15 protein-coding genes are annotated in these 14,193 nt (G+C 65.5%); 4 read left to right on the top strand and 11 right to left on the bottom strand.

Translation table 11 applies throughout. The annotated features are described in order from the left end of the window. Nucleotides 1-11: 11 nt before the first annotated feature. The 5 genes from AC1ROB_RS05640 to AC1ROB_RS05620 all read right to left on the bottom strand — a co-directional run bounded on the left by AC1ROB_RS05640 (nucleotide 12) and on the right by AC1ROB_RS05620 (nucleotide 6,366). Nucleotides 12-2,075, bottom strand: a complete 2,064-nt coding sequence (locus tag AC1ROB_RS05640; RefSeq protein ID WP_492972189.1) for an adenylate/guanylate cyclase domain-containing protein — start codon at nucleotides 2,073-2,075, stop codon at nucleotides 12-14. An 11-nt stretch (nucleotides 2,076-2,086) separates the two neighbouring features. Continuing rightward, on the bottom strand, nucleotides 2,087-2,794 hold the full coding sequence (locus AC1ROB_RS05635; protein ID WP_492972190.1) for a hypothetical protein: 708 nt from the start codon (nucleotides 2,792-2,794) through the stop codon (nucleotides 2,087-2,089). A 140-nt stretch (nucleotides 2,795-2,934) separates the two neighbouring features. Next, nucleotides 2,935-4,662, bottom strand: a complete 1,728-nt coding sequence (gene rpsA / locus AC1ROB_RS05630) for a 30S ribosomal protein S1 (RefSeq protein ID WP_492972191.1) — start codon at nucleotides 4,660-4,662, stop codon at nucleotides 2,935-2,937. A 124-nt stretch (nucleotides 4,663-4,786) separates the two neighbouring features. Next, complete coding sequence (gene cmk, locus AC1ROB_RS05625; protein WP_492972193.1) at nucleotides 4,787-5,461, bottom strand: (d)CMP kinase; 675 nt, start codon at nucleotides 5,459-5,461, stop codon at nucleotides 4,787-4,789. Between the two features lie 239 nt (nucleotides 5,462-5,700). Further along, nucleotides 5,701-6,366, bottom strand: coding sequence for an alternative oxidase (locus AC1ROB_RS05620; protein WP_492973289.1), 666 nt, complete (start codon nucleotides 6,364-6,366; stop codon nucleotides 5,701-5,703). A gap of 183 nt (nucleotides 6,367-6,549) precedes the next feature. Between AC1ROB_RS05620 and AC1ROB_RS05615 the strand changes: the two genes are divergently transcribed. From AC1ROB_RS05615 to AC1ROB_RS05605, 3 genes are all read left to right on the top strand, one after another. After that, the gene (locus AC1ROB_RS05615) at nucleotides 6,550-6,942 is read left to right on the top strand and encodes a YciI family protein (RefSeq protein WP_492973290.1); all 393 of its coding nucleotides are present in this window, start codon (nucleotides 6,550-6,552) and stop codon (nucleotides 6,940-6,942) included. Next, on the top strand, nucleotides 6,939-8,210 hold the full coding sequence (locus AC1ROB_RS05610; RefSeq protein ID WP_492973291.1) for an RNA polymerase sigma factor: 1,272 nt from the start codon (nucleotides 6,939-6,941) through the stop codon (nucleotides 8,208-8,210). The genes AC1ROB_RS05615 and AC1ROB_RS05610 overlap by 4 nt, the downstream gene beginning before the upstream one ends. Before the next feature lie 102 nt (nucleotides 8,211-8,312). Continuing rightward, the gene (locus AC1ROB_RS05605) at nucleotides 8,313-8,789 is read left to right on the top strand and encodes an SRPBCC family protein (protein WP_492973292.1); all 477 of its coding nucleotides are present in this window, start codon (nucleotides 8,313-8,315) and stop codon (nucleotides 8,787-8,789) included. A gap of 45 nt (nucleotides 8,790-8,834) precedes the next feature. Here AC1ROB_RS05605 and AC1ROB_RS05600 read toward each other — a convergent pair whose 3' ends face one another. Further along, nucleotides 8,835-9,563, bottom strand: a complete 729-nt coding sequence (locus AC1ROB_RS05600; protein WP_492973293.1) for a substrate-binding periplasmic protein — start codon at nucleotides 9,561-9,563, stop codon at nucleotides 8,835-8,837. 170 nt (nucleotides 9,564-9,733) lie between these two features. Then, nucleotides 9,734-10,474: a substrate-binding periplasmic protein gene (locus AC1ROB_RS05595; RefSeq protein ID WP_492973294.1), complete on the bottom strand. Its 741-nt coding sequence runs from the start codon at nucleotides 10,472-10,474 to the stop codon at nucleotides 9,734-9,736. Nucleotides 10,475-10,649: 175 nt separating this feature from the next. On the opposite strand from AC1ROB_RS05595, the gene AC1ROB_RS05590 reads away from it, so the two are divergent. Then, the gene (locus AC1ROB_RS05590) at nucleotides 10,650-11,567 is read left to right on the top strand and encodes an EamA family transporter (protein WP_493031397.1); all 918 of its coding nucleotides are present in this window, start codon (nucleotides 10,650-10,652) and stop codon (nucleotides 11,565-11,567) included. 133 nt (nucleotides 11,568-11,700) lie between these two features. On the opposite strand, the gene AC1ROB_RS05585 is transcribed toward AC1ROB_RS05590, so the two are convergent. From AC1ROB_RS05585 to AC1ROB_RS05570, 4 genes are all read right to left on the bottom strand, one after another. Beyond that, entirely contained in the window at nucleotides 11,701-12,102 is a 402-nt protein-coding gene (locus AC1ROB_RS05585) for an SRPBCC family protein (protein ID WP_492973296.1), read from the bottom strand. A gap of 12 nt (nucleotides 12,103-12,114) precedes the next feature. Further along, nucleotides 12,115-12,465 (bottom strand): VOC family protein, encoded by a 351-nt coding sequence (locus tag AC1ROB_RS05580; protein WP_492973297.1) that lies wholly within the window; start codon nucleotides 12,463-12,465, stop codon nucleotides 12,115-12,117. Between the two features lie 29 nt (nucleotides 12,466-12,494). Further along, on the bottom strand, nucleotides 12,495-13,343 hold the full coding sequence (locus tag AC1ROB_RS05575; protein ID WP_492973298.1) for a helix-turn-helix domain-containing protein: 849 nt from the start codon (nucleotides 13,341-13,343) through the stop codon (nucleotides 12,495-12,497). A 71-nt stretch (nucleotides 13,344-13,414) separates the two neighbouring features. Then, a complete protein-coding gene (locus tag AC1ROB_RS05570; protein ID WP_492973299.1) occupies nucleotides 13,415-14,155 on the bottom strand; it encodes a glucose 1-dehydrogenase in 741 nt (246 codons plus the stop codon). Nucleotides 14,156-14,193: the final 38 nt, after the last annotated feature.

Below are 14,193 nucleotides of genomic sequence, written 5' to 3'. Positions count from 1 at the left end.
GGGGCGGCTGATTACTTCTCGCTGAGATCGGTGACGGCCGGCCAGGCCGCACCAGCCGGCAGGGCATCGATGCGCCGCCGCAGCTTCTCCGCCGCGGCATCCTCGGGCAAGGCGTCGAGCAGCGCGCGCGCCTCGGCCATGGCATTGCGCGCCAGCGCCGCCTGCACCGCAGAAAACACCTCAGCCTGCTGCTGCTGCGCCGGCGTGGCGCGATGGCTGCGCGCCAGCGGTTCGAACAGCGGCACCGGCTGGCGGCGGCCGACCACGCGCACAACATCCACCGGCCGCGCCAGAATGCCGGGCCCGGCGGCCTCAATGGTGGCCGCGCTGGTGAGGATGCGGGTGCCGTAGGCCTTGTTGGCGCCTTCCAGCCGCGCTGCCAGATTCACCGCATCGCCCATGGCCGTGTAGTTGAAGCGCCGCGGCGAGCCGATATTGCCGATCAGGACCACGCCGGTGTTGAGGCCGATCCGCGTGCGCAGCGGCTGGCCGGCGATGGCGAAGCGCTCGGGCTCCCGCTGCAGCGCCTGCTGCATCTGCAGAGCCGCGCGTACCGCATGGGTGGCGTGGCCGCCATCGTCCAGCGGTGCGCCGAAGACGGCGACGATGGCATCGCCGATATATTTGTCGACGAAGCCGCCATGGTCCTCGATGATCGCGGTCATCGCCGAAAAATAGGTGTTCAGGCCCTGCACCAGCGTGGTCGCATCGCAGGCCTCCGAAATCGCGGTGAAGCCGGCGATGTCGGAAAACAGCACGGTGACCGCGCGTTCCTCGCCGCCGAGCGCCGGCAGGTTGCCGCTGGCCAGCATCTTCTGCACCAGCGCCGGCGGCAGGTAGAGCGAGAAGACGCGGGCCAGCTGGCGCTTGTCGCGGTCGCTGACCATGAAGCGGAACGCGATCACCATGCCAAGCGTCAGCAGCAGCGCCGCGGCCATGTTCAGCCAGGGCAGCACCAGCGCCTGCTGCAGCAACGCTGCCGCGCTCACCGGCAGGGCCAGGCCAAGCACAGCCACCAGGCCGATACCGAGCAGCAGCGGCAGGCGGAATACCAGCAGACCGGCCGCCAGCGTGATCACCAGCGTCGCAGCAAACACCGCGGCCGGCGACCCGTCGCGCAGTTCGGTGCCGTCCAGCAGGTTGTTGATACCGGCGGCATGGATATAGACGCCGGGCAGGCTGTCGCGCGTGAAGGCGCCATGCAGCGGCATCACCGGATGGATACACCGCGGCGGCGCATTGGCGCCATCGGGCGTGGTGGCCAGACGCTTGGACGTCAGGCGGCGGTCTTCCACATCCAGCACGGTGGCGAACAGCACGGTCTTGCCGGCGAACTGCTGGCGGAAATAGTCAGGCCTGCCAGCCTGAGCACAGGCGTAAAGATCGGCCAGCGAATAGGTCGGAATATCGCCAGCGCTGGTGTTGAAGTTGAGGCCGAGATTGCCGGCCGCATCGGTGCGGATCGCCGCTGCCTCGCGCGCCAGCCCGCTGCGCTGCGCCAGCTCCATGGCAAAGCCCGGCTCGGTGCCGCCGGCAATGGTGAAGTGCAGCGGCAGGCGGCGGATGATGCCATCGGAATCTTCGGTGACGTTGAGCGCACGGATATTGCCGCCGCCGCCAACCGCCACCTGCTGGCCGCCATGGGGCAGGATCGGCTGTTCGGAATGCTGCACCTTGCCCAGCACCAGCCGGCCACTACGCGCCGCATTACGTAAGCTGATCAGGAACTCGCGCTCGAAGCCGCGCTGGAAACTCTCCAGCGAGGTGGACCAGACGATATCGAACCCGATGGCTTTTGCTTCGGCCGCCACGCTGTTCAGCACCGGCGCCAGCAGCGGCGGCCAGGCGGCCTGCGGCGTATCGGCAAAGGGCGGGCGGCGATAGGTTTCCTCGTCGATGGCGACAACGACGACATGGCTCTGTGCCGGCATGGCCTGCGGACCGAAGAGCGCGTGGCGCAGCGGGAACAGCAGATCGAGCGATAGGCCGCGCAGCGGATCGGCAGGCGGGCCGAGCGCCAGCCCCGCCGTCGCCAGGGCCAGCCCGGCGATGACCGCCAGATCGCGCAGCCGCATGGATAAAGCGCCTAGAAGCGGACCAGGCGCAGCAACAGCGGACCGGCGCCTTCGGCCGCATCCATGGTGATCTGGAACACCGTCGAGCGGCCGTTCAGCTCGACACGATAGAGGCCCCCGGCATCCAGCGTCTTGCCGGTCTTGCCGTAATCGAACAGCTTGCCGCCGACCTGAAACATCTGCACGGTCTCGATGATATCCAGCCGCTCGATGACGAGCTGGCCCGGCCGTTCGATGGTGAAGGCCGGCGCGGTGTAACTCACCGTCACCGCAGCCTCGGGCATCCCCGCCTTCTTCTTGCCGCTGCCCGGCTGGCCACGGAAGACCATGGCGCCGCTCTTGCCCGCCTGGCTCTGGCCGAGCTGCATGCCGCCCGCGCATTTGAGCTGTTCGGTCTGCAGCTTCGCGCCGGTGACGGTGGAGCCGGCTTCGCCGATCACGACCGTGCCGGTGCTGCCGCCCTGGCTGGTGACAATGGTTTCACGGGTGCAGGATTCGAGATAGCCGAGCACCAGGGTGGCGCCCGCCGGCAGACGGATGCTCTGACCCGGACTGAGGAAATCGAAAGCCTCGACGCCGGCAACCCGGGCCGACAGATCCTCGACAATGGCCGCCGCCGGCTTTTTCGCCTGCGCCCAGGCACCGCCCGTCGCCAGCACAGCCAGCGCCGCCGCGATGATTGCTGTTCCGATCACTGCCGTCCTGAAAGACTGGACCATCTGAATGCTTCCCCCGGCCCTACCCGCCGGCCGGATCATACCAGAAACGCCAGCGCCCGGCACAAACAAAAACCCCGGCAGATCGCTCTGCCGGGGTTTCGCGTTTCAGTAGAAAACGCTGTGGCTTTCGGGGCTGCGGCTTACTGGCCGGCCTCGTCGTCCTTCTTCTTGCGCATGGCGGCGCCCAGGATGTCGCCGAGCGACGCACCGGAGTCCGTGGAACCGAACTGTTCCATTGCCTTGCGGTCTTCTTCCATCTCGCGGGCCTTCACCGACAGGGTCAGCTTGCGGGCCTTGCCGTCGATGGTCACGATCTTGGCGTCCAGCTTGTCGCCGACCGAGAAACGGTCGGGGCGCTGTTCGTCGCGATCGCGGCTCAGCTCGGTACGGCGGATATAGCCCTGCACACCGTCGCCGACGCTGACCGAGAGACCCTTGGGATCGACCGCGGCCACCGTGCAGGTGACAACGCTGCCCTTCTTGAGGTCGCCCAGCGACTGGAACGGATCGTTGCCCAGCTGCTTGATGCCGAGGCTGATGCGCTCCTTCTCGACGTCGATGTCGAGAACCTGCGCCTGCACGACCTGGCCCTTGGTGTACTCGGTGATGGCCTGCTCGCCCGGCTTGTTCCAGTCGAGATCCGACAGATGGACCATGCCGTCGACGCCGCCGTCGAGACCGATGAACAGACCGAACTCGGTGATGTTCTTGATCTCGCCTTCGATGTTCGAACCGATCGGGTGCTTCTCGGCGAAGGCATCCCACGGGTTGGACATGCACTGCTTCAGGCCCAGGCTGATGCGGCGCTTGGCCGGATCGACCTCGAGCACCATCACTTCGACTTCCTGCGAGGTCGAAACGATCTTGCCCGGATGGACATTCTTCTTGGTCCAGCTCATCTCGGAGACGTGGACGAGGCCTTCCACACCCGGCTCCAGCTCCACGAAGGCGCCGTAGTCGGTGATGTTGGTGACGCGACCCATGAAGCGGGCGGTGACCGGGTACTTGGACTTCACGCCCTCCCACGGATCGGCTTCCAGCTGCTTCATGCCGAGGCTGATGCGCTGGGTTTCCGGGTTCACGCGAATGACCTGGACCTTCACGGTCTGGCCGATCGACAGAACTTCCGACGGGTGGTTCACGCGACGCCAGGCGATGTCGGTGACATGCAGCAGGCCGTCGACGCCGCCGAGATCAACGAACGCACCGTAATCGGTGATGTTCTTGACCACGCCGTCGAGGATCTGGCCTTCCTTGAGGTTGGACACCAGTTCGCTGCGGGCTTCGGCGCGGCTCTCTTCGAGCACGGCACGACGCGAGACAACGATGTTGCCGCGGCGACGATCCATCTTGAGGATCTGGAACGGGGTCGGCTGGCCCATGAGCGGACCGATGTCGCGCACCGGGCGCACATCGACCTGGCTGCCCGGCAGGAAGGCGACGGCACCCGACAGGTCGACGGTGAAACCGCCCTTGACCTTGCCGAAGATGACGCCTTCGACGCGCTGGTTGGCGTTGAAGCTCTGCTCCAGCTTTTCCCAGGCTTCTTCACGGCGGGCCTTGTCGCGGCTGATGACCGCTTCGCCCATGGCATTTTCGATACGGTCGAGGAAGACCTCGACGACATCGCCGATCTTCACTTCGGCGGCGCGGCCCGGGCCGGCAAATTCCTTGACCGGAACGCGGCCTTCGCACTTCAGACCGACATCGATCAGCGCAAAGTCGTTTTCAATGGCGACGATGATGCCCTTGACCACCGAGCCTTCCATGGCGGAAGACGAGGTGAAGGACTCTTCGAGCAGATCGGCAAAATTCTCGTTGTCCGCGGAATACGTTTCCGCAGCCTTAACGGCAGGACGCTTGGCCATTATGTCTCCTAGGGACCCCGGGGGTTGGTGGCCTGCCGGATACTCAGAAGCATCCGTGGGGTGATCAGGCATCCGGCGCGACGCGGGCAACCGGAGGGTTGGTTGGGGAACCTGAAGACGGGCGTCAGCGCTTCAGGGCTGCTGCGACGAGATCGGAAGCCGCAGTAACGGCCGCTTCTATAGCCAAATCCGAGGTATCCAGCAAGTGGGCATCGTCGGCCGCCTTGAGCGGCGCGGCGCTTCTGGCGCGGTCCTGCTCGTCGCGGCGGCGCAGGTCGGCCAGCACCCGCTCAAATGTGGCGGTCTCGCCCTTGTCGACCAGCTCGCGATGGCGGCGTTCCGCCCGCACCTCGTCGCGCGCCGTCACGAACAGCTTCACCGGCGCATCGGGGCAGACCACGGTGCCGATGTCGCGGCCGTCCAGAACAGCGCCAGCCTTGCCGCCGGGCGGATGGGCGGCAAAGCGGCGCTGGTAGTCCAAAAGCGCTGCCCGCACGCCGGGGATGGCGGCCACTTTCGAGGCGGCCAGGCCGACCGCCTCGGAGCGCAGATCGGCAGCGGCGAGATCGGATTCATCCAGCGATTCCGCCGCCTTGGCGGCAGCCGCCGGATCGGCCGGGTCGCCCTTCAGCCGCAGCACCTTTGACCCGACGGCGCGATAGAGCGAGCCGGTATCGAGATAGGCAAAGCCGTAAAGGTCGGCCAGGCGACGGGCCAGCGTGCCCTTGCCGGCAGCCACGGGGCCATCGACGGCAATGACGACAGAAGGAGTCTGGGGGGCGGTCTGGGATGCGGTCATCGGGGCTTTGGTAGACGCCCTGCCCGGCTGCTGCAAGCTTCGCCCCAGCTCCCGGCAGCTTCGTTTCGGTTCATTCCGGTTCCCGCTGGTTCGTTTCGGTTCCCGCCGGTTCGTTTCGGTTCATTTCGGGTCGTTCAGGTTCGTTGCAGCCGCAACAATTCCATCCGTGCAAGGATTAAATACGGATGGAATTATAAGAACAATATAGGAACTAAAAACTGCACTTCAAGACCCGCCGCTCAGCCCTCGGCCGGCACCGCGCCCGGACGCTCGCCGGCCAGGATATCGGCGAAGCGGTGATTGACGTCGCGGTGGTTGCCTTCATCCGCCCGGGTGGCCAGCACCACATCGCGCAGGGTCGCATCCGCCGGCAGCTTCCAGTAGTCGATGGCGACCTGGGGCGCAGGAATATTGGGATGCCGGCCGGCATCAATCTCGGCCAGGTAATGCGTGTAGCTGACCACCGCCTCTTCTTCCAGATAGCCGACGATGCGATGGGCGGTCTTCGGCGCCAGCAGGTAGAGCAGGAAAAAGGTGTTGAAGAAGGCACCCTGCACCAACAGCACCAGCAGGCGTTCGAAGGCATTGGGTTTGGCGATGGTGACGAAGACCATCAGATGCATGCGCTCGTTCTCGGCCTCGTCCAGCAGGGTATGGATCCAGCCGTGGTCATCCTTCATGCGGCGCAGGGATTTCAGATGCACTAGCATGCCGCCGACCATGCCGGGCACGGCGGCGACGGTTTCCAGCACCACGGCGCGGTGGCCGTAGCGTTTGGCGAAAAACGCATCGGCAAAGAACCGCATGGTCTTCACCACGATCAGCGCGATGCGGTCGGACAGATCGGCGGGCACGTGATGGCGCGGCGTGTCGCTGTCCGGATGGCGGGCAGACTCAGCTGACATTGGGTGGGGCTCCCTCTTCGGCACAGGCCCAGCCTATCGCATTTTTGCGCCGCAAAAACCGGATATTTCGCAAATATTACCTGCGGCATCATGGGAAATTGTCGCGGGGCAATTATTTTCCAGAGACCCTGTCGGCTTGCGGCATACTCCCGCGTCCTTGGTCTGAAATCAGGAAATGCACCGATGCTCTACGCCATCCTTTGCTACAACGACGAAGCCGCGGTCGAAGCCTGGCCGAAGGAAAAAGACGACGCCGTGATCGCCAGGCGGCGGGCGGTGACCGACCCCATGGCCGAACAGGGCAAGATGGGCGCCATCGTGCGGCTGCTGCCGACCACCGCAGCCACGACCGTGCGTTATGGCGCAGAGCCGGTGGTGCTCGACGGCCCGTTTGCCGAAACCAAGGAACAATTGCTCGGCTTCTACGTCATCGACGTGGCCTCGCTGGACGAGGCCATCGAGACGGCGCGCCAGATGGCCGGCAAGGACGGCGATGGCGGCAGCGGCGCCTTCGAGATTCGCCCCCTGCGCGTCTTCATTCCCGATCCCGTCAAACGCGACATGCTGGTGTCATGACCACCCTCGGCTGGATCGACAACGCGCTGAAATCCGCCCGCCCGCAGGCGATGGCGGCGCTGCTGCGCTATTTCCGCGATCTCGACCGTGCCGAGGAAGCCTTCCAGGAAGCCTGCCTGCGGGCCCTGAAACACTGGCCCGACAAGGGCCCGCCGCGCGACCCGACCGCCTGGCTGGTCTTCGTCGGCCGCAATTCCGGCGTCGATGAGGCCCGCCGGCGCCAGAAACATGTCGCCCTGCCCGAAGACGACAGCCTGACCGACGGCAGCGATGTCGAAGGAGAGCAGGCTGAAAAACTCGATAACAGCCAGTATCGCGACGACATCCTGCGGCTGCTGTTCATCTGCTGCCACCCCGATCTTCCCGCCACCCAGCAGATCGCCCTGGCGTTGCGCATCGTGTCGGGCCTGACGGTTTCCGAGATCGCGCGCGCCTTCCTGGTCAGCGAGAGCGCCATGGAACAGCGCATCACCCGCGCCAAGCGCCGCATCGGCGATGCGGCGGTGGAATTCGCCACGCCGGGCGCCGTGGAGCGCAGCGAACGGCTGGGCGTGGTGGCCGCCATGATCTACCTGCTGTTCAACGAAGGCTATTCGGCCAGCGGCGGCGATGCCCATATCCGCACGCCGCTCTGCCTGGAAGCCATCCGCCTCGCCCGCCTGCTGCTGCGGCTGTTCAGCGCCGAACCGGAGATCATGGGCCTGCTGGCGCTGATGCTGCTGCAGCATGCGCGCGCCGCAGCCCGGCTGGATGCCGATGGCCAGATCGTGCTGATGGACGACCAGGATCGCAGCCGCTGGGACGCCGAACTGATCCAGGAGGGCCTGGCGCTGCTGGACAAGGCCGTGCGCCATGCGCGCGCCAATCCGAATACGGCTGGGCCGTATCAGGTGCAGGCGGCGATTGCCGCCCTGCATGCGCGCGCCGCCAGGCCCGCCGATACCGACTGGACGCAGATCGAGCGGCTCTACGCGACGCTGGAGCAGATGCAGCCCTCGCCGGTGGTGACGCTGAACCGCGCCGTGGCAGTATCCAAGGCGCATGGCGCCGCGGCCGCCCTCGCCCTGATCGCGCCATTGGCCGCACCGCTGGATGGCTATTTCCATTTCCATGGTGTCAGCGGCAACCTGCTGCTGCAGCTCGACCGTCCAGACGAGGCCCGTATTGCCTTTGACCGCGCCATCGCGCTGGCCCGCACGCCGGCCGAGGCCGCCCATATCCGCCTGCATCTCGACCGCCTGATGCAGGATGGCAAAAAGGCCGGCTGAACTGTTCTGAAAAATTTCGGGCCCAGTGTCGGATCGGGCCTTCCACCACCGTCCTTGCAGTATCGACACTGAAAACTGAAGGGCTAAAGAGCGATGAATGCCATGACCAACAAGACCGAGACCAACCGCGAACTGTCCCTGACCCGCGAGATCGATGCGCCGCCGGCGCTGGTCTACAAGGCCTGGACCGAGCATCTGACCGAGTGGTTCGCACCCAAGCCGCTGACCACCACCCCCATCGAGATCGATTTCCGCGCCGGCGGCCGCTTCCAGGCCGTGATGAAGGATCCGGGTGGCGCCGAATATCCGCTGGATGGCGTGTTCCTCGAGGTGGTGCCGAACGAGCGCCTGGTCTCGACCGATGCCTTCCTGCCGGGCTGGCAGCCGAGCGGCAAGCCCTTCATGGTGGCGGTCACCACCTTCGAGGATCTGGGCAACGGCAAGACGCTCTACACCGCGCGTGCGCGCCACTGGACCGACGAGGACCTGAAAGCTCATGAAGAGATGGGCTTCCATGCCGGCTGGGGCCAGGTCGCCGACCAGCTGATCGAGGTGGTGAAGAAACTGAAGAACGCCTGAAAGCGAAACGCGAACCTGGAGGCCGCCCGGAAAAAACCGGGTCGCCTAGTTCCATTTCTGCAGGATGGCATTCAATTCGCCATTCACCTGCAGGGCGGCGAGCGCCAGTTCCAGCCGTGCGGCAATCTCTGGCCGGCTGCGCGGCACTGCGATATAGCGTTCGATCTCGTTGAAGGCGCGCGGCAGGAAGGTGATCTGCTCCTGCAGCTGCTCTTTCCGGATAACGTGAAGCAGGGTTCTTTCGTCGCCGATGGCGAGTGTCACGCGGCCGGCGGCCAGCATGCGCAGGAGCTGCCGGTTGTCGCCCGCTGTCGTGTCCTTGCGCAACGACGGGTCGGTGTCGAAGGGCAAGCCGTAATTGAAGCCATTGACCAAGCCGATGATATAGCGCTGCAGGTCGTCGTAGCGCTCGAAGCTGGCGGATGTATTGCGCTGCACGGCAAAGACCGTGCGACCGGTGCGATACGGCCCGACCATGTGATATTTCTGGAACCGCTCGGGCAGGCCGACGAACTGAAACGCGGCATCGACCTGGCCGCGTTCCAGTTTTTCGCGCACGCGATTCCACGCTATCGCCTCGAACCGCGGTTCAGCGCCGGCCTGTCGCACCAGGGCCGTGACCAGGTCGATATCGACGCCGACCAGCGTCTTGCCCTCGAAGAAATTGTAGGGCGCAAAATTGTCGTCGCAGGCTATCGTCCATGTTTCAGCGCGCGACGATGGGATTGGCAGCGCCAGCAGCGCAGCCATCACTGCAATCCAGAGGAAATGCATGGAAGCCTTTCTGACAGCTGGGCCGCAAAGGCCGCGCCGGCAAGTGCAGGTCTAGCACCAACCGGAACAAGCGCCGCCTAAATAAGCGGTAATACGCGCTCCACCAAACTGCTCCGCAGACGGCGAACTCCGCTCAAGGGCTGCAGGCGGCGGCCTGCCGGCCTTTTGTATTACTCCCAGCGCCGCAGAATCTCCGCCAGCCGGCCATTGCCGCGCAGCGTTTTCAAAGCCGCCTCCAGCCGCGCGGCGATGGCCGGCTTGCTGCGCGGCACCGCGATATAGCGCGGCACTTCATCATAGGCTTTCGGCAGGAAGCGCAGCTGGCTGTTGAGCGCGTCGAGCCGGGCGAAATAGCTGAGCGCGGCGCTGTCGCCGATGATCACATCGACACGGCCGGCCGCCAGCATGCGCACCAGCTGGCGGTTGTCGCCGGCGCCGGCATCCTTGGTCAGGTCGGCGGCATTGTCGAACGCCGTGCCATAGGTGTAGTCGCGGATCACGCCGATGCGCAGGCCGCGCAGGTCTTCCAGGCGGGCATAAGGCGTGTCGGCGAAGGGCCGGGTGGCAAAGACGGTGCGGCCGATGCGATGCGGCCCGATCATGAAGTATTTCTCGAAGCGGTCGGGCCGGCCGACGAACTGGAAGGCGGCATCGATCTCGCCGCGCTCCAGCAGCTGCTGCACGCGGCTCCAGGGATGCGGTTCGAACTGCACCTCGTCGCCGGCCTGACGTGCAATCGCCGTGACGATCTCGGCATCCAGACCGACCACCCGGTCCTGCTCGATGAAATTGTAGGGCGGGAAATTCTCGTCGCAGGCGATGCGCAGAATATCGGCCGATGCCGGCCGGCCGAGCAGGATTGCGGCCAGTGCCATCGCAACCGTGGCGCAGATCAGACTGCGTCGCCTCATGGTCCCCCTTGAATCGCGTAACATGCGACAGCTCACTCCAACCTGCCGCAGCGCAACATGCAAGCAAAACCTGCGGGCCATTTGACGCTGCCCAAATTCTGCTCAAGGGGCCAATTATTCTCAACACGACCGGGTGGCTTTCTCATTTGCACCGACGGCCGCGCTCGGCTACGCCATGCTCATGGAATGGGCATGGATACCGATCACCATCTGGGCCGCGGCCTGCCAAACCGTGCGCACCGGCCTGCAGAAGCAGCTGAAAGGCCGGCTGAGCACCAACGGCGCCAGCTTCGTGCGCTTTGCCTATGGCCTGCCACTCGCCATCGTCTACCTGCTGGCCTGCCTGACATTCACCGGCAACGCCCTGCCCACCGCCCATCCTGAATTCTATTTCTGGACCGCCGTCGGCGGCGTGGCGCAGATCCTTGCCACCAACCTGCTGATCCTCGCGCTTTCCATGCGCAACTTCGTGGTGGCGACGGCCTATTCCAAGACGGAAGCCCTGCAGGCCGCCGCTTTCGGCATGCTGATCCTGGCCGAGCCGGTCTCGGGCGCCGGCGTCGCCGCCATCGTGATCGGCACCATCGGCGTGCTGCTGATCTCGCTGAAGGGCAGCGACAATGCGCTGAAGGCCTTCCTGTTCGGCTGGATGGAGAAATCGGCGCTGATCGGCATCGGCTCGGGCGCACTATTTGCGGTCTCGGCCATCGGCTTCCGCGCCGCCTCGCTGTCGCTGGATACGGATTTCATGCCCCTGGCCGCCGCTACCACGCTGGTGCATGCCATTGTTCTTCAGATCGCGCTGATGCTGGCCTACTTACTCTGGCGCGAACCGGGCGAGCTGCGCCGCGTAGTTGCCGCCTGGCGGCCCGGCCTGATCGTCGGCATGGCATCCGCTGCCGGTTCGGCCGGCTGGTTCACTGCCATGGCGCTGCAGGTGGCGGCCTATGTGCGCATGCTGGGCATGAGCGAGATGATCTTCACCTTCCTCATGTCCTATCTGGTGTTCCGCGAGAAGCCGGCGCGCAGCGAGATCATCGGTGTCGCCGTGCTGATGGCCGGCATCCTGCTCGGCCTGGCGGTGCGGAAATAACCACCCGCCGCCGTCATTCCGGACAGGGTTCCGGGATTCCATGCAGGGGTCTGCACAGAACCTCCGCCGGACCGGGTTAAAAGCCCGGCGGAAATGACGACGACCGCGGTCGAATAATGGCGGTGGGTAAACGTCAGGCCTTCTCGAGCGCGATCTGCGCCGCCGCCATGCCCTGCTCCATCATGCCGCCGACCATGGCGGCCATCGCATCGGGCAGCAGATCGGCGATCCAGACCAGACGACAGCCGCTGCCTTCGGGAATGACCTGGAACGAGGCGCTGTGATGGCTGAGCCGTTCGTTCGGCTCGACCGAATAGGCCAGCCGCATCAACCTTTCGTCCATGCCCAGGATGCGTTCGCGCGCCATCATCCCGTTGCCGAAGGTGACCATGCGCGACACGCCGCCGTATTCCAGTTCCGTGTGGGTGACGAAGCCGGGACAGAAGCGCGTATGGAGCGCGCCGGTATCGCGCACGACATCCCAGACGCGCGCAGGCGAATTCCCCAGCAGGATTTCCTTGCGGATGGTGGCCATGGCGTATCTCCCTCAGTCCATGCAGACCGCTTCGACATTATTGCCGTCGGGATCGAGCAGGAAGCCCGCGTAATATGTCGGGCTGTAATCCGCGCGCAGGCCGGGCTTGCCGTTGTCGGTGGCGCCGGCCTTCATGCCGGCGGCATGGAAGGCCGCCACCGCCTTGCGGTCCGGTGCCCGGAAGGCGACATGTGTGCCACCTTTCGCACTCTTCGATTCATAAAGCCACAGCGCCGGGGCGCCGGGCGGGCCGAAGCCGGTGCCGCTGTCGTCGGGCACGAAACCGAGTGGCTTCAGCAGGGCAGTATAGAAGGCACGGCTGGCGGCCAGGTCTTTCACCTTGAGGCCGATATGGTCGTACATGGGTCTTCTCCGGTTATGGAGATACCCATTTAGGCCGGGGCGGCCGACCGTTCTTGGAGAATCTTGCTGTTCTTGCCGCGGGCAGCCTGGCGGAAGCCGCGCGGCGAGGCGCCGGCAGCCCGGCGGAAACTGCGCATGAAATTCGACAGATCGGCAAAGCCGACGTCATAGGCGATCTCGGTCACCGGCGCGTCGCTGTCGGCCAGCAGGCGGGCGGCGCGGCGGAGCCGGCTGCGCACCAGATACTGGTGCGGGGTGACGCCGAGCACGCGGGTGAAGACGCGCAGGAAATGAAACGGGCTCAGCCCCGCCTCCGACGCGGCAGCCGCGAGATCGATCTCCCGGTCGGCATGGGCATCGATCCACAGCGCGGTTTCGACGGCGCGGCGGCGGTCGCGCGCGGTGCCGTCGGGGGCTGCGAGCGTGCGGTCACTGACCGTGTCGACGAAGCGCGCGGCCAGCGCATGGCCGATCTCGTCGAGTCCGACATCGCTGCGGCCAGTGGCCGCCGCCTGTGCCAGTTCGCCCAGCACCATCATCCCGGCCAGCGGCGGCAGCGCGCCCTGGCGCCAGAGTTCGGTTTTGTCGCTCAGCCGGTCGGTCAGCGTGGCCGAGAGCTGAAAGGCGAGGCATTCGTCGCCGCAGCCGTGATGCTCATGGGTGCAGACGAAGTCGTCGCCGGCATGGCCGACCAGCACGGCGCCGGCCACCAGTTCATGGCTGTGGCCGCGATAGCGGTAGCCGAAGCTGCCGCGCCGCACATAGGACACGGACGTGCCGAGATGCTGTTCGGCAAAGGGCTTCGCCGACGGCCCCGCCTCGCAGCGGTAATCGACCACCGTTATGTGTTCCGTCTGCAGAAGGGTGCGAACCTGCATGGCGCCAGTCTACGAAAAAACACGGGCGGCCAAAAGACCGCCCGTGGCCACAAAGTCCGGAAACCGCGCCGTTAAATCTGTGCGACGCCGCCATCGACCGCGAGTTCGACGCCGGTGATGTAGCTGGCGTCATCCGAGGCCAGGAAGACCACCGCCTTCGCCACTTCATCCGGCGTGCCGACGCGGCCGAGCGGGATTTCATTGGCCACGGCGTCATGCATTTCCGTGGTGATGCCAAGCCGGGTATGGCCGGGCGTCGGGATATAGCCGGGGCTGACGGCATTCACGCGGATGCCGCGGCCTTTCAGGTCGACCGACCAGGTGCGGGCAAAGGAGCGCACGGCGGCCTTGGTGGCGGCATAGACGCTGAAGGCCGGCTGGCCGATCGAGCCGGAGATCGAGGCATTCAGCACGATGGCGCTGCCTGCATGCATCAGCGGCAGGGCCTTCTGCACCGTGAAGATCGTGCCCTTCACATTGATGCCGAAAGTGGTCTCGTAATGCTCTTCGGTGAAGGAGCCAAGCTGGGCGAATTCGCCCCAGCCGGCATTGGCGAACAGCACGTCGATCTGGCTGTGCTTCTGCTGGACCGCGTCGTAGAGCCGGTCCAGGTCGGCGAGTTTCGAAATATCGCCTTGAACAGCGGTGACGTTGCCGCCGATCTGCTTCACCGCGGCATCCAGTTCATCCTGGCGGCGGCCGGTGATGAAGACATGGGCGCCCTCGGCGACGAACCGCTTGGCGGTGGCGAGGCCGATGCCGCTGTTGCCGCCGGTGACCACCACAACCTTACCTTCGAGCTTCCTGGACATTGTCATTCTCCGTCTGTGGGGGCGGACCGTTCCGCCGT

Source organism: Ferrovibrio sp. GW821-FHT12F09, from assembly GCF_058806775.1.
This window is presented reverse-complemented; position numbering and strand designations above follow the sequence as displayed.